Source organism: Paenibacillus silvae (assembly GCF_014639235.1).
GTDB lineage: Bacteria > Bacillota > Bacilli > Paenibacillales > Paenibacillaceae > Paenibacillus > Paenibacillus silvae.
Genome location: NZ_BMFU01000004.1, coordinates 359,781 through 375,116, shown reverse-complemented (window position 1 = coordinate 375,116; position 15,336 = coordinate 359,781). Strand labels below are relative to the sequence as shown.

Sequence of the window (15,336 nt, the reverse complement as noted above, 5' to 3'; positions counted from 1 at the left end):
ACAGTCCGGTTGTTGGTTTGTTGTCATCATTGCTAGTTACAGAATAACTCCGTCCTTGAAAATGGCAATCTCGCGGAAACCATGCTGCTCACTGAGTGTGTTCGCACGCCCTGAAGCAATGTCAATGATCTGGCTGAATAATTGCACCTTGACCTCGTCCATCGATTGGCCTTCAAGCAGTTGACCTGCGTTAAAGTCAATCCAGTGTTTTTTGCGTTTCGCCAGATCGGATTGTGTCGCAATTTTCAGTGTAGGCACTGGACCGCCAAAAGGTGTGCCTCGGCCTGTCGTAAACAGCACAATATGAGCTCCCGCTGCAGATAATGCCGTCACCGAAACCAGATCATTCCCTGGTGCCTCTACAATGTTCAGACCGGTTTTGGTCACTCGTTTACCGTATCTCAACACATCGACAACCGAGGAGCGTCCTCCCTTTTGCGTACAGCCGAGTGATTTCTCCTCCAGTGTTGTAATGCCGCCTGCCTTGTTGCCCGGTGAAGGATTTTCATAGATGTTCTGACCATGATTCACAAAGTACTGCTTGAAGCCGTTCACCAGGTCTACCAGATCATTAAATACGTGCTCATCGGCAGCACGGTTCATCAGAATCGTCTCCGCTCCGAACATTTCGGGTACCTCTGTCAAAATTGCCGTTCCTCCAGCGGCAACCAGCAGATCGGCAACAGCACCTACCAGCGGATTCGCAGTAATGCCGGATAACCCGTCCGATCCCCCGCATTTCAGACCAATTTTCAATTTGCTCAGTGGCAACGGCTGACGCTGCTCTTGCTCTGCAATCTCCACCAGTTCTTCCATTAAACGCAGTCCCTCTTCCAGCTCGTCCTCGGTCTCCTGCGCTTTAAGAAAACGTACCTTCTCCCGATATTCAGGCGCAATACATTCCCGGAACTCATCCACCTGGTTATTTTCACATCCCAAACCGATGACAAGCACACCCCCGGCATTCGGATGCTCCACCAGCGAAGCTAACAGCTGCTGCGTATATTTCAAGTCATCCCCAAGCTGTGAACATCCGAATGGATGCGGAAAATGGTACACCCCGTCAATACGGCTGCCAAACTGGGCCTGCCCCATACGGGCAAGGGCTTCACATACCTTGTTGATACATCCCACGGTATTCACAATCCAGATTTCATTGCGAATCCCCGCTTCGCCATTCGGGCGCAAATAACCATCGAAGGAGCGCAGATGCTCAGGCGGCATGTCCATAGGGACTGCTTTTCCAGGCTGATATTCGTACTCAAGCAGTCCGTGCAGGCCTGTCTTCAGATTGTGGCTGTGTATCCAGCTCCCCTGTGCAATCGGCTCTTGGGCGATCCCGATGGAGAAGCCGTATTTCATCACATCTGCACCTTGCGCGAGGTCATGTACTGCAATTTTATGTCCTTTGGGCACATCATGCAGCAGAGCGAATGATACCCCATCCGGCAGAGTAATTTGTTCTCCTTTGACATAATCCCGAAGTGCAATGATGACATCATCCTGCGGCTGGATCGCAATCCAGTCATTGATTGTGCTGGTTGTACTCATTTCGCTTCACCTTCCAGTTTACCGATTTCATGCACAAGTGCTGCACGCAGCCCTTCTTTTTCATTCAAATTCTCTCCCCAGATACCTGCATCGGACAATACGTCTGCCATCCTGTTCTCCAGTTCAGCTGCCGCTGTATTGCTCAGACTGTCATACCCGTCCCAATGAGCAGCCAGCGCTTTCAGTACATCCGGGTCATCCCGCAAGGAAATCAATTCACCATTCAGCAATTGGGCCTTGTATCCATCCTCTGTTGGAATTGGACGATACAAGTACAGAAAACCTGCCAGACCCTGCACCAACCGCTCGGGCCAGCTTCCCTGATTTTGTTGATAAGCCAGAAGAGTTGGCAACACACGCACCTTGATTTTGCCAACGGTATTTAATGCAATGTCCTGCAGCTTGTGATCGATGTAAGGATTCAGGAAGCGCTCAAACACTTCTTCTGCATACTGCTCCAGTCCAAGCTCAGGCATATCCATAGCAGGCACTATCTCTTCAAGCACCGCTTCCCTGATCCATGAGCTGAACTGCGGGTCTTCCATCGTTTCTCTGACATGCTGTTTGCCCCGAAGCAAGCCGAGGGAGGACATGAGTGTATGCGAGCCGTTCAGGATGCGAACCTTACGCAACTGATAAGGCTTCAGATCTTTGACCCAGTGCACGTTCAGACCGGCCTGCTTGAGCGGAAGCCTTTTGTCCAGTGACTCCTCCCCCTGAATCGCCCAGAAATGATAGGGCTCTGCCGTATTAATCAGCTGATCCTCGTACCCCCAGCGATCTGCAAGCTCCTCTGCTTCTTCGCTTGTCGGTGCACCCGTCACAATGCGATCCACCAGATTGTTCAGGAACAAATTATGATGCTCGATCCACGAACGGAAACTGTCGGAAAATCCGAAATCCTCGCTGTGACGGAGCACACAGCTCCGCAACACATCTCCATTGCCCTCCAGCAGCTCACACGGAAGATGAATTAGACCTCTTGACGGATCTCCACCAAATCGTACATATCGCTGATGCAGGAAAACCGTTAATTTACCAGGAAAGGACTGTACCGGCTCACCTGGAACATACTCGGAAGGGATATATTTCAACCCGGATTCGGTTGTATTCGAGATGACAAACTCAAGCGACGGAAGCTCTGCCAGCTCAAGAAACGTCTGCCACTCCTCGTACGGATTAATGTATTGTGAAAAAATGGACACCATCTCTGTACGCTCTATACGCTTCCCATCAGACAACCCACGCGTAATCATCGTGTATAATCCATCCTGATCACGAATCTGCTCCAGCTTGGCCTTGCCGCCGGGCCGCGGCTGTGTCACAGCTACACTACCGTGAAACTTGCCCTGTCTTGCACTTTCATGCAGCATCCAGTCTGCGAATCCCCGTAAAAAGTTCCCTTCCCCGATCTGCAAAACCTTGACGGGACGTTCTATCATTTCTTTACATTTGCGCTGACTATCATTACTGAGCAAATGCAGCTTTAACCTTGGCCGCTTCGTGCTTGCAGACATGGACATTCACCTCACCGATTATTTGTAAACCCAAAATGCACATCAAATGCTGTCATCCTTTTATTGTAAACGCTTTAAATTCATTGTATCATCAATAAAAGGAAATTAAATTGCTTATTTTGCGTTAAATATACTCTTTCATGACTAGAAATAACATCTCACCAGAGACATCCGTCTCTAAAAGGAGTATTTTTATGGAACACTCACCTGTACACACAACGATCCAGACCGAATCCGGCATACCGCTGCGGCTCGTATACAGTGATACCAAGTCCCCGCAGAACGAGCTGCCCGATCACTTGCATGACTGGCATGAGATTATTTATGTCTACCGGGGACAAGGCAGTATTTTTATTGATACGGGGCTTGAAGAGATGCAGGAGGGTGATCTGTTCCTTATTCCAGGCAGCACAGTGCACCGTGCTTTGCCCGATGCCGGCAATCCTGTGACTTCGTCGGCATTGTTCTTTAGCCCGGGACTGCTAGCTTCATCTGCCGGTGGCATGTCCTCTGCGCTGCTGCATCCATTCGAGCGCTGCCGTAAACGCCGGGTATACAAAAGGCATCTGAACAAAGAGCAGCGGGCACAAGTATCCGCATTAATTGATGACATTCATGCAGAGTTCCAGCTTGACCATCATCTGAGTGCTCACGCAGCACAGCTGCGTCTGCAGCTGCTGCTCATCTTTCTGGAACGACTGGAGGCAGAGACCGCTGCGGGACCCGCTCATGTTACAGCGTCACTCCCGGCCCCATCCTGGCTCTCGTCTACACTATCCAGCATGGATCACAAGCTGAGAAGCGGCCTCTCCTTACCTGAACTTGCACAGCAAGCCGCCGTGTCTCCTGCCCACTTTAGCCGTGCCTTCAAACGTTATACCGGGATGACCTTAACGGACTACGTTTTGGCTCGCAGAGTGATTATGGCGAAGGAGCATCTTGTGCAAGGGGATGCCACGATGGCGGCAGTCGCAGACGCCTGCGGCTTTGAGAGCCTGCCTCATTTTTACAGACAATTTAAAAAGCTTACAGGTACAACCCCCGCCGCTTACCGCAGAGCGATGGTACGTCATCGTTGATATGCACTCACAGTTTCTTTGCAGGAAAGATATGGTATGATATTCAAGGCTTGCTAAGCCCGATCAAATTGTTACTGGAGTTGAACCTGTGATTATCAAATTTCTTATTTTTGGTCTGCTTTGGCAGATCGTCGGCAATCCATTCCTTGCCGTTCTCATTCTGCTGGTCATTCTATACATTCTGGACCGGCGTTTTGTAGGTGTATTCCCGAGCCTTACCAAGCCGCTGAAACGGATGCGCAACATTTCGCGGCTGAAGCAGCAGCTTGCTTTGAATACCAACGAAGTATCCTCCAAGCTGGAGCTGGCAAGGCTGCTGATTGAACGCAAACGTTATAATGAAGCCCATGCTTATTTGCTTGAACTGGAGCGCCCTTATGAGCAGTCGGCAGAATACTGGGAAGCGTTGGGCACAACTGAATTGCATCTGGGGCACACTGTAGAAGGCGAACATCATATTTTACATGCGCTTGAGATCAATCCGAGAGTAAAATACGGGCAGCCTTATCTCACGCTTGCTACTACCTTCAAAGATACGGATCGCGACAAGGCACTTCATTATGTGCAGCAATTTCAGGAGATTCACTCCTCGTCCAGTGAGGCCTTCTATCTGCTCGGCTCCGTCTATCGTTCAATAGGGCGTAACGATGATGCCAAGCAGGCGTATCATCAATCCCTGAATGTATATCGTTCCTTGCCCAAGTATAAGAAACGTCAGGAACGCCGCTGGGCTGTTCGCAGCTGGTTTCGCAAGATGACGATATAATCTCCTGATATCCGATATTCAAAAACTTCAACACATACAAAGTGCACTGGCCCCTGCCCATTAATCCGAGCAGAACCAGTGCACTTTCATTCATGACGAGTTATTCCGTTAACAATCTACGTAATTGCTGCTCATTCAGCCGCATCCAATCCATTCGCTGCTTCAGCTTTACAATCTGCTCCACAGCAATTTGCGGCTCATCTGTTCCTTCCAGCATTCGGCTGATGAAATGCATCACCACGTCCAGACTTCGCAGCAGAATTAACGGAGGAATCGCTCTCAGCTCCTGAGCCGTCAATTCCACTTTTTCCCGAAAGCCCTGAACCAGTCTGGCCTGCGCCTTCCACATCCAGGCTTCACTCTTGTCCATCGTCAGCATGTCAGACATTGGAACGGCCAGTTCCATCACTCGCAAATCCCATGTAGCAAATTCGAAATCCAGAATCGCACAGATGCTTCCTTCGGAATCAGCCAGCACGTTCGAGGCATTCACATCTCCGTGTACAAGCTGATGTGGGAGCTGATCCATACCGCGCAGCGCTTCAAACAGACCCGGAAGTTCATCCCGCAGCTGTCGAAGCTGTACAGCACAAGCAGTCAGTGCCTCGGGTGGCGAAGCACACATCTCCAATAGTCTGGACGGCGAACAGAGCGGATAAGCCTTATCAATCCGGTAATATGGTGGATAGACAGGCTCCGACTGCACATCCAGTCTGGCGAGTGATGCGGATAAATGACCGGCTGCACGTCCTAATTGCAGCAGCTGATCCGCATGCTCCCATACTGGATTGACACCTTCCAGATAATGAAACAACGTCACAATTTTCGTTCTGCCTGTAACCTCATCCTGAACGACCTGATACATCCTCTGATTCTTAACAGATACAACAGGTCTAGGCGAATCCAGTTTGAAATCGGTATGCTGCAGGGCAGTCAACACGCCATGTTCAAAAGCTATTTTCGCTTGATCATTATGTGTTTCATATTGTCTCATAATATAAGTTTCTTCGCCCGTATGCAGCACGAAGGTCAAATTATTCATGCCTCCTTCGCTGCGTTTGCCCTGCCACTCCGATGTGATGCCGTACAAGGTCAACACGTCAGAGATGAATTGCTGCTCCGCCCGAGAAAGACAATTGTTCTGGAAGTTAGACACTTTTTTAACCCCTCTGTTCCGATGATTTGAAGTATACCTCTCATCATATCGGAACTCATGTAACAGGTCTAGCTTTCTTTAGCTCTTACACTTCACTCACACAAAAGGACTATATCCCGTCCGGTTCAGTTGCTCAGCAATGACCCGATATCCTCGGGCATTGGGATGAACCCTGTCCCAAAACAACAACTCGCGCTCACGCCCCTCGAACTTGTCATACACCTGGGCACACGCATAGTTGCCCGACCCTGCGCCATTCAGATAAGCGTTATATTGCCGAACCCAGTATGCTGCCTCTGTCGATTGCGGATACGGGTTGTACAATCCAATTGAACGAATAAAATACTTGTCATTGCCTTTGAGCTGTCGAATTTGTTTCATCGTCAGCGATACGTGATTGCGCGTTTCACCCAGAATCTGTGTCATTTTCCCCGCGCTTGGCACACCACCGCTCGCTTTAAAGGTTCGGATCAGATCATTGCCTCCAATGGATATCGTAACAATATCCGCTTCGCGCACCGCCTGACGAACTCGAGGGTGGTTATGGATCATCTGCAGCAATTCCCCGGAGGTCAGCCCGTTCACCCCCAAATTTTCCATCGATACAAACGTACGAAGATTCATCTCAGCCATTCGCCGGTAGATGGGCACAAACCCGGTTCCGAGCAGCGCTCCCGTACCTACAGTCAAAGAGTCTCCTATAGCTACATAACGATATACCATCCCGCCGCCCCTCTCTCTGTTGATCTGCCTGTTCAAAATAGAACTGCCATATATCATATGAGTGCCCGCACGCCAAAGCGCGGGATAATGTCCTTAGGCAGACACCCCTCTTTGCCAGGATAGCAATGAGGAAGAAAAAAAGCCCCGCCGCATGATGCGACAGAGCCTCCCTCAACTACATTAATATCAGGTTTATTTACTCTATATATTACATACCTACAGAATGATCGGAATCCGCAGAGTCGGCTTGCTCCTTGTTCGGGAACGGCCACCAGTTCGCCCGCCCGAACATCTTCACCATGACAGGTACGAAGAATGGCAGGAACAATAGCGAGTAAAGAACCAGCCCGCTCAGCACAACGGTAGCAATCTGCATCATCGAAAGCACTCCTGATGGATACATCGCGGCGAATGTTCCGCTTAGAATTACCGCTGCAGAGAGAATAACGGTTCCCATGTTTTTCATGGCGTGTAATATCGCATCCTGTGCCCTCATACCTTTGTTTTCATTAAAACGATCCATGAGGAAGATGCTGTAATCCACACCAAGTGCGATCAGCATGACGAATCCGAAGAACGGAGTCACCCAGCTGATTCCAGCGTAGCCCATAATATTCACGAAGACAACTTCTGTGAGTGCCATCGATGTGAAATACGCAAGAAGCAAAGAAATAATGAGATAAATCGGCATAATGACGGAGCGAAGCAATATAACCAGAATAATAAAGGTTCCTGCCAGCATCAGCATCACTGTGCGAATATAATCCTTGTTCGAGATGGATTGCAAGTCGGCAAACGTACTGGTTACTCCACCAATAGCTACGTCAGCCTTTTCAAGCGCACTGCCTTGAACCGCACGCTGCACTGCTGCTTCAATATCCGGCACACGATCAATCGCTTCCGTACCATACGGATTTTCTGCAAAAATAACATCCAGTGTCATGGTCTTGCGATCCTTGGACAGATACGTATCAAAGACCTTCTGGAAGTCCTTGTTATCCAGTGCTTCTGCCGGAACATACCAGCCTGCAAGATCAGAATCCGGCGAATTCTGCAATTCCGTCAGATAATCCTGTGCAGAATCCAGACCTCCTGACACTTTTTTAATACCGTCTACGCTTTGGTTGAGGCCATCTGTAAGCTGTGTCAATTGACCGCTCATATCGGAGAATCCCTGCTGGAGCTTCTCCTGTCCTCCCTGCAGCTGACCCAGACCGTTTTGAATCGAAGGAATCTCCTTGATCACTTTACCTTGACCGTCCGCAGCCTGCTTCAGTCCTGACTCCAATTGTCCAATGCCAGCAACGATCTGACCCAGACCATCAGCCAGCGCCTTTTGTCCAGCTGCGGCAGAAGCAAGACCTTCATTCGCTTGATTAATTCCGGCTGCGGCAGCACTTAGATTGGTTTGAATCTGGGACAGTCCCTGCGCAAGCTGCGCTGTACCTGTACCCGTCTGACCAATCGTACCTTTAATTCGCTGGTAGTCAGCATCCTGCTGAAGCTCAGGGTAACGCTCCTCAAGCGCAGCAAAAGATTGTGTCAGATTTGTCAGAGCTGTTGACACTCCCGTCAGCTGCTGCTCCAGTTCCTTCGCGCCGTCGCCTAGCGCAGCTACACCTGCTCCCGCTTGACGATAGGCTTGCAGCAGCTGATCATTCGCTTTCGCAAGCTGCTCTGCACTGGATTTGGCTTGCTGAAGACCCGCCTTCAGATCGCCAGCACCAGATGAACCGTCGCGGATACCTTTTTCAATCCGCTTCAGCCCATCGCTAAGCTGTGTAATCCCGGATTGCAGCTGGCTTGTGCCCTTGGTCAGCTCTCCGGCTCCGTTAGCCGCTTCTTTGAGCTGAGGTTCATTTTTGCTCAACTCATTGCTTGCTTTGCTAAGACCATCACTGATTTTGTCCAGCCCCGTCTTGCCTTCGCCCAGACCATCAGAGAGTGTACCCACCTGCTTGGTAACTTCAAAGTCCTTGATCTCATCCCCGGTCGGACGTGTTACACTGCGTACACCTGCAACACCAGGAACCTTTTCGACTTCACGACTAATTTTCTCAGCTACAGCCATATACTTCACATTATCCATCGGCTCGTCATTCTGAATGACAATTTGACCCGGCAAGGATTCACCTGGACCAAAGCTGTCTGAAATTATGTTAAAGGCTTTAACCGAATCATATTTGTCACCAATCTCATCGAGACTGTTAAATGACAATTTTCCATTATAAGTTATCAAAAGCGGCACAGTAACCGCCGCAACAATCAGCAGGGCTGCCCACGGACGTTTAAGCGAGAATTTCCCGGCTGCACCATAGATTCCGCTCTCCGGATGCTCCAGTGAGCCTTTGGAAGGCCAGAATAGTTTTCTTCCAAGCACGGCCATAAAAAATGGAACAATAGTGACCAGTGCAAGCATCATCACGGCTATACCGACCGCTACCGCCACCGCAGATCGATACAGCATAAACTGTGCAAAGCCGATGGCCACAAATCCAACCAATACTGCGAGTGCCGAGAAAAATACGGTTTTACCCGCTGTGCGATAAGTAGCAATAATGGCATCCCATGTGTTCTCATGATGCGCCAGTTCTTCCTTGAATCGGCTGATCAACAGAATGCAATAGTCCGTACCTATCCCGAACATAACCGCAACCATGAAGATCTGTGTGAAAGTGGAGATCGGAAAGTCAACTCCGTCAACCAGGAACGCTACAATCTGCTGGGATACGATGTAACTGATGCCCACCGTCAGAAGCGGTACAAATGGAGCGACAAACGAGCGGAATACAATGAAAAGAATTAGTAAAATGAAGACAACCGTGATGTATTCCGATTTCTTGAGTCCCTCTTGGGAGCTCTCGATCGTATCTTCGTCAATCAAATTTTTACCTGTGAGATAATGTTCAACATTGACTGATTTCAGTGCGTCATTCAGATCCTGCCGCATTTCCTTGACAGTACGGTCACCCATCTCGATGGAGATGGATGTCAGAATGGTTTTGCCATCCTTCGAGATCATCTTGTCTGCCAGCTCTGGCTGAGAAAATGGCTCTACAATGGACACGATACCCAGCTTCTGCTTATCAGCCTCAAGCTGCTTGATCGCCTTCTCTGCCTCCTGCTTGCCTGCTGCTCCGAGTCCATCCGGATTATGGAAAACTAACGCAATAGCCGTGCCCTTCTGTTCTCCTTTTTGAGCCGCAGCTTCTTCCAGAATCGCCGCAGCATTGGTGGAAGAATATCCTTCCGGGACGGAAAACTGCCCCTTCTCACGAATTAACTCACTCATATTAGGTGCGGTGAACATTAACACAGCAGCTGCGGCAATCCACAGCCCCATGATCCACCAGCGTCCTTTCAAAATCGCTCTCATTGTTTCTCCAGCCCTTCTTCTTGTGTTAACAACGCTGCCAGCTTCTCAAATGATTCAATAAAATTCTGGACTGCTTCTGGTGTAAAATGCTTCAAGTAAGGCTCCAGGACGTTCTGAATCTCCAGCTCTGTTTCCCTGTAAATCTGTAAACCCATATCGGTCAAGGTGAGATAGATGACGCGACGGTCACGCTCGTCACCTGTGCGATGCACCAGATTCCGGTCAGCCAGCTTATTCACTAGAGCCGTAATGCTGCTCTTGCCTACACATAGAAGCTCAGCCAGATCTGAGGGGGTACAGGCAGGCTTCTCATGAATGAGGCGCAGTGCACAAAACTGATCCGTCGTGATCGTCTGACCTACCTTTTCCCTTATCTGAGTGTCAAATCGCTTTGTCACTAAAAACCAGGCGTCCAAATAACGATTGACCAAACTTTTTGCATCCGTGGCGCTCATGGATATCCTCCTTCCCAAACTAGTTCACATAACGAACTATTCATCAACAAAACTATTCTATAATGAAACTATGTTATAAAGCAATACTTATATCCTATTTAGAAAATAAAAAAACAGGACATCTGACTCAGCACATTTGCCAAGTCCGACATCCTGTCGGTTGTATCAAGTATAGGAGTATGTGAGTGCAGCTTCTCATGACTTTATAATGATCACTTCTATGCACGCACTACTCGTCCTGCTCATCTTCTTTCTCTAATACACAGCGAAATCTCTCCACACCAGGATATAACTCACCAAGGCTGTATACGATAAATCCGCTGTTACGGTAAAACTCAACCGCTTCATGGTCCGTTTCTGCGATCAACGTATCGGGATTATGGGCGGCAAGCAGCTGTGAGATCATTCCGCGACCATAATTTTTGAACCGATTCTCCGGCAGCACGGCAATATGGCGAATTGTAATTTCGCTTGGCCCGGTGTGCTCATATCCAATAAGACCGACCAGTTGTTCCTCGTCTTCATAACCAGACAGAAACAATGTCTCCTGTGTCTCATACTCCTGTATTGCTTGGTTCACCTGATCCGGGTCTGGAAAGACAGAGTAGGATAACAACTCCTGAACTTCCAGCTCCTTCAAACGAGGCTTCAAATTTTTCAACAAAACAATTCCTCCAAAAGACTTATTCAGCTCTGCAATCGTTAAGACATGCTCAAACCCGTTATCGTATTGTAGACTTTATTTTTGCAAAGTTCAAGACAAGTCGATTAATCCTTCTGCACAGCAAACCGAAGCAGCTCACAGCGAAACTCCGTGGGTTCATCATACTTTTCTTCTTGAATCGTCTGGGTCACATGCTCTTGAAAAAGGATGTTCCACCCTTCGTAAGCCTGTTCCAGCAATGTGATGGCTTCGGATGTGGACAGATTTAATTCAATCAACGGCTCGATCTGACGGCCTGTTTGAATTTCCTTTTCCTCTACGCTAGTGCTCATCGTTATACAATGAATGCCTCCGAGCCGAGTTCCCGCTTTTAATCGCTCCACCGTTTCAAGCAAAGCTTCTTTGCTGGAGGTATGCTCCAGACATGAACAGGCTGCAATAAAATCAAAAGCATTCGGCTGAACCTGATAATGCTCAACATCTGCTTTTTCTGCCCGAACGATATGATTCACCTCATACCGCTTCGCATACTTGTTAAGTCCGTCCACCGCTTCATCCAGCAGATCTACACCAATAACTTCGCTGTTGGTGTCTGTCAGACGCTGTGCGATCGGTATGGTATGTCTGCCGACACCGCATCCCAAATCAAGTACACGCAGTTCTTTTTTGTGAACAAGCAGCCGTTCCAGCATTTCCATAACCAAGGGCATCGGTCTGGACATCCAAGTTCCGTCTTCAAACAATTCATTGTTTTTATAAAAATTGGAATGATACCCCGCTTCAGCTTGACGAGCAGCCTCAAATTGTTGTTTTCCCATTCCGGCACCTCCTGCAAATCAATTTAGATGTTCACAGTAACGTTCACCAGAAAGCGAAATAAAGAATCACGTGTACAATCATCATGATCAAACCAGCGGTCACCAGAATTTTCCCTGCATCCCGCTTGCTTGCATAATCATTAAATAACAGCACGCCTCCGATCGTTACCGCGATGGGTGAGAGAAAGAGTGTAATCAGCACCAGCAGCATCATAGAGTAACGATCCAGTATAGATTCTTCATACTCCAGCATATACGGTTGTTTCGGCTTGGCTGTTTTGGTTGTGACCATATTACCGCATGATTTACATTTGAATTCATCCGCTGCCATAGATTCATGGCAATAAGAGCATTCTCTTGAAAAACGTGGCATATCGATCTCCTTTCAAACACTACTGCTTCTTCTTTATAGATACCTGCCATCCATACGTGAGTAAATACATGATCTGATGCTACGAAATATGTTCCTGTAAAAAAGCTTCCAGCACAGATTTATATCGGTCTTGATCCATCCTAAACGCCGTGCCGTGACCTGCGCGTGGTATCGTCAGCAGCTCCTTATCTGTGGCACAAGCTTCGTACAACCGATATACCATTGATGTCGGCACAAAAGTATCTGCCTCACCATGAATGAACAGCACCGGAACGTGAACTTGGGCGAGCTGCTTCAGTGCCGAAGCCTCTTTGAACGAATACCCGGCCTTCCATTTGGTAATCAAGCTGGTGATCGGAATAAAAGGGAAGGCAGGAAGCTTGTAAAGCTGCTTCAATTGGAATGTTAGCTCTTCTTCGACTGAAGTGTAAGCACAATCCGACACAATGGCTTTGACTTGATCCGGCAGCTCTTCGCCCCCTGTCATCAGCACCGTCGCTCCGCCCATGGAAATACCGTGCAGCACAATATCTGAATGTTTTCCTGTGCGTTCCAGTACCCATCCGATCCATTGAACATAATCTTTCCTGTCCAGCCAGCCAAAGCCAATGATATCCCCTTCGCTTTCACCATGTCCACGGTCATCCGGCATTAATACGTTGTAACCGAGCGTTTCAGCATAAAATCTGGCAAAACCCGCCATTTCTCTGCCTCTTCCAGAATAGCCATGGGCCAGAATCACGGTTGGGGCAGAAGGCTGCTTCGCAGACAGCCAGGTTCCATATAGCTTCAAGCCATCGTGAGATCGAATCATCACCCTCTCGCTCTGCTGTGCATCAAACCAGTGCAGATCGGCAGCGTTGCTGATCAATTCCTCCTCCGCCTCGGTTTTCAGATTAGGATTGTCCACCAAAAATGTTTTCGGAGTACGACGAATCGCCGTTTTGAAAAAGTAAAGCCCACCGGCCCATAATATAGCCAATATTCCTACGATCAAAGCCGCAAGCCCATAGATGATCACAAATCCAATCCCCCTCAGTTAACGCTCGGGTAAGCGACCCTGTTTAACATATAATAACGTGTGAAAACTTTAATCGGTGTTAGCCTGCCTTAGTGCTTCACATGCCGCCTGATACGCCGGAAGAAGCTTGTCCAGCAGCGGCTCTGCCAGATGTGTCTGCTCTTTTTTGGCATGTTCTTCTATCTGACTAAACAAGTTTGAAAGATAGCTGATGCCCAGACTCAGACTTCCTGATTTCAAGTCATGTGCTGTCTCTACTGCCGCTGTATGATCCGCAGAAACCACATGTCTGCGCAGGTCTTCAATCTTGCCGGGCGTCTCCGCACGGTACATCTCCAGCAGCATGCTAAGCAGCGTTTCGTTCCCGTCCGTATTCAAGGCAGCAATTTCACGAACAACGTTCATATTCAATATCTCAACAGGCTTGGACGCCGAATGCCATTTTCGGATCGCAACTCCAAGCACATCCAGGGTACATGGTTTACCTATAAAATCATTCATCCCGGCCTCGTAACATCGTTCCTTCTCACTTTTCATCACGTTACCTGTCATTGCAATAATCGGTGTCGGTTCACGCATTTCATTCTGCTCTATGATGCGAATCTGTCGAGCAGCTTCGATTCCGTCCATAACAGGCATCATGCTGTCCATCAGAATCAGGCTGTATGTTTTATGACGAAACGCATCTAGCGCTTCCTGCCCGTTGGATACACATTCCACTTGGGTATAGCCCAGCTTCTTTAATTGTAACTGCACAAGCTGGCGGTTAATTGCATTATCATCAGCGAGCAGCATAGGCAGGGCAAGTGAAGCCTTCTTGGTTGCTTCATGAGAATCCGCTTTAGGAGCACAGCTATCATCATAACCCGGGTCATCCGAATGAACCGGTAGGTCCTCTCCCGCAGCTCGCTGCACGGATTCATCGCCTTGATCCGCACGTACACCCAGCTCTATTTCAAACCAGAAGGTGGAGCCTTGCCCTTCCTTACTCTTGATGCCAATCTGCCCATTCATCAGGGTAACCAGTGATTTACATATAGACAAGCCAAGCCCTGTACCCTCATATTTTTTCGCACGCCCCTGCTCGGTCTGCACATAAGGCTCAAAGAGACGGGCCTGATCTGCTTCTGGAATGCCTATCCCGGTGTCTTGCACCTCAAATCGTATAAGCTGAGCATGATGGACTTGATGCTTCAATCGTTTCACACGCACTTCTACCAAGCCATCCGTCGTAAATTTGTTGGCATTCTGGATCAAATTGATCAGCACCTGGGTTATTCTTGTCGAATCCCCTTGCAGTACAGACGCAACTTCAGCATCAAAATCAATCAACAACCGATTTCCTGTCTTCTCGATTTGCGGCCGAAGCAGCTGCGCAATCTGGTCCAATATCGCCTGAAGGTTGACTTCGCCCTGTTCAAGTCGCATCTGCCCCGCCTCAAGCTTCGATAGATCCAGAAGATCCTCAATTAATTTGAGCAGAAGCTTCGCCGCTTCCTGGATAACCGTGACTGAATTTTTCTGCTCCTCGGACAAGGGAGACCGGGCTAACAATTCCGCCATTCCCAATATGCCATTCAGCGGTGTGCGAAAATCATGACTGACAACCGCCATAAAAGCACTTTTTGACTCGTCCGATTCTACTGCCTGCTGCCGCGCGGACTCCAGATTCGCATTGTTCTTGGCAAGTCTCCGCTGGAGCGTGACCAGTTCGTTATTCATTGCCGAAAACGCAGAGAGCGTGCGCTCCTCCTGCTCTTTGCTGCGAATCATCCGGTCTGACAACTGCTCAACCGTTCGACGCAGTCTCTGTATCTCCTCATTGTCATTAGACATC

Annotated in this window: 13 protein-coding genes; 2 read left to right on the top strand and 11 right to left on the bottom strand. The window is 48.7% G+C overall.

Annotation, left to right across the window (positions count from 1 at the left end; translation table 11 throughout):
- Positions 1-36: 36 nt before the first annotated feature.
- Entirely contained in the window at positions 37-1,551 is a 1,515-nt protein-coding gene (locus tag IEW26_RS16000; RefSeq protein ID WP_188593094.1) for a UxaA family hydrolase, read from the bottom strand.
- Positions 1,548-3,068: a tagaturonate reductase gene (locus IEW26_RS15995; RefSeq protein WP_188593093.1), complete on the bottom strand. Its 1,521-nt coding sequence runs from the start codon at positions 3,066-3,068 to the stop codon at positions 1,548-1,550. Before IEW26_RS15995 ends, IEW26_RS16000 begins: the two co-directional genes overlap by 4 nt.
- Positions 3,069-3,262: 194 nt before the next feature.
- On the opposite strand from IEW26_RS15995, the gene IEW26_RS15990 reads away from it, so the two are divergent.
- A complete protein-coding gene (locus IEW26_RS15990) occupies positions 3,263-4,147 on the top strand; it encodes an AraC family transcriptional regulator (protein WP_188593092.1) in 885 nt (294 codons plus the stop codon).
- Between the two features lie 88 nt (positions 4,148-4,235).
- Positions 4,236-4,913 carry a tetratricopeptide repeat protein gene (locus tag IEW26_RS15985; RefSeq protein ID WP_188593091.1) on the top strand — a complete coding sequence of 226 codons (678 nt, stop codon included), beginning with the start codon at positions 4,236-4,238 and terminating at the stop codon, positions 4,911-4,913.
- Positions 4,914-5,013: 100 nt separating this feature from the next.
- Here IEW26_RS15985 and IEW26_RS15980 read toward each other — a convergent pair whose 3' ends face one another.
- The 9 genes from IEW26_RS15980 to IEW26_RS15940 all read right to left on the bottom strand — a co-directional run bounded on the left by IEW26_RS15980 (position 5,014) and on the right by IEW26_RS15940 (position 15,335).
- A complete protein-coding gene (locus IEW26_RS15980) occupies positions 5,014-6,069 on the bottom strand; it encodes a phosphotransferase (RefSeq protein ID WP_188593090.1) in 1,056 nt (351 codons plus the stop codon).
- 96 nt (positions 6,070-6,165) lie between these two features.
- Positions 6,166-6,792 (bottom strand): GDSL-type esterase/lipase family protein, encoded by a 627-nt coding sequence (locus tag IEW26_RS15975; RefSeq protein WP_111269953.1) that lies wholly within the window; start codon positions 6,790-6,792, stop codon positions 6,166-6,168.
- A gap of 208 nt (positions 6,793-7,000) precedes the next feature.
- Entirely contained in the window at positions 7,001-10,168 is a 3,168-nt protein-coding gene (locus tag IEW26_RS15970) for an MMPL family transporter (protein WP_188593089.1), read from the bottom strand.
- Positions 10,165-10,623: a MarR family winged helix-turn-helix transcriptional regulator gene (locus IEW26_RS15965; RefSeq protein WP_188593088.1), complete on the bottom strand. Its 459-nt coding sequence runs from the start codon at positions 10,621-10,623 to the stop codon at positions 10,165-10,167. The genes IEW26_RS15970 and IEW26_RS15965 overlap by 4 nt, the downstream gene beginning before the upstream one ends.
- 229 nt (positions 10,624-10,852) lie before the next feature.
- The gene (locus IEW26_RS15960; RefSeq protein ID WP_145402826.1) at positions 10,853-11,287 is read right to left on the bottom strand and encodes a GNAT family N-acetyltransferase; all 435 of its coding nucleotides are present in this window, start codon (positions 11,285-11,287) and stop codon (positions 10,853-10,855) included.
- A gap of 104 nt (positions 11,288-11,391) precedes the next feature.
- Positions 11,392-12,105 (bottom strand): class I SAM-dependent methyltransferase, encoded by a 714-nt coding sequence (locus tag IEW26_RS15955; RefSeq protein WP_188593087.1) that lies wholly within the window; start codon positions 12,103-12,105, stop codon positions 11,392-11,394.
- 43 nt (positions 12,106-12,148) lie between these two features.
- Positions 12,149-12,478: a hypothetical protein gene (locus IEW26_RS15950; RefSeq protein WP_145402827.1), complete on the bottom strand. Its 330-nt coding sequence runs from the start codon at positions 12,476-12,478 to the stop codon at positions 12,149-12,151.
- A gap of 79 nt (positions 12,479-12,557) precedes the next feature.
- Positions 12,558-13,499 carry an alpha/beta hydrolase gene (locus tag IEW26_RS15945; protein ID WP_145402828.1) on the bottom strand — a complete coding sequence of 314 codons (942 nt, stop codon included), beginning with the start codon at positions 13,497-13,499 and terminating at the stop codon, positions 12,558-12,560.
- Positions 13,500-13,568: 69 nt separating this feature from the next.
- A complete protein-coding gene (locus tag IEW26_RS15940) occupies positions 13,569-15,335 on the bottom strand; it encodes an ATP-binding protein (protein WP_188593086.1) in 1,767 nt (588 codons plus the stop codon).
- Position 15,336: the final 1 nt, after the last annotated feature.

What these genes read in the sequence shown, in the direction of transcription:
- IEW26_RS15990 (WP_188593092.1), top strand. Translation starts at nt 3,263, where the DNA reads ATGGAACACTCACCTGTACACACAACGATCCAGACCGAATCCGGCATA.
- IEW26_RS16000 (WP_188593094.1), bottom strand. Translation starts at nt 1,551, where the DNA reads ATGAGTACAACCAGCACAATCAATGACTGGATTGCGATCCAGCCGCAG.
- IEW26_RS15975 (WP_111269953.1), bottom strand. Translation starts at nt 6,792, where the DNA reads ATGGTATATCGTTATGTAGCTATAGGAGACTCTTTGACTGTAGGTACG.
- IEW26_RS15995 (WP_188593093.1), bottom strand. Translation starts at nt 3,068, where the DNA reads ATGTCTGCAAGCACGAAGCGGCCAAGGTTAAAGCTGCATTTGCTCAGT.
- IEW26_RS15940 (WP_188593086.1), bottom strand. Translation starts at nt 15,335, where the DNA reads ATGTCTAATGACAATGAGGAGATACAGAGACTGCGTCGAACGGTTGAG.
- IEW26_RS15950 (WP_145402827.1), bottom strand. Translation starts at nt 12,478, where the DNA reads ATGCCACGTTTTTCAAGAGAATGCTCTTATTGCCATGAATCTATGGCA.
- IEW26_RS15965 (WP_188593088.1), bottom strand. Translation starts at nt 10,623, where the DNA reads ATGAGCGCCACGGATGCAAAAAGTTTGGTCAATCGTTATTTGGACGCC.
- IEW26_RS15970 (WP_188593089.1), bottom strand. Translation starts at nt 10,168, where the DNA reads ATGAGAGCGATTTTGAAAGGACGCTGGTGGATCATGGGGCTGTGGATT.
- IEW26_RS15955 (WP_188593087.1), bottom strand. Translation starts at nt 12,105, where the DNA reads ATGGGAAAACAACAATTTGAGGCTGCTCGTCAAGCTGAAGCGGGGTAT.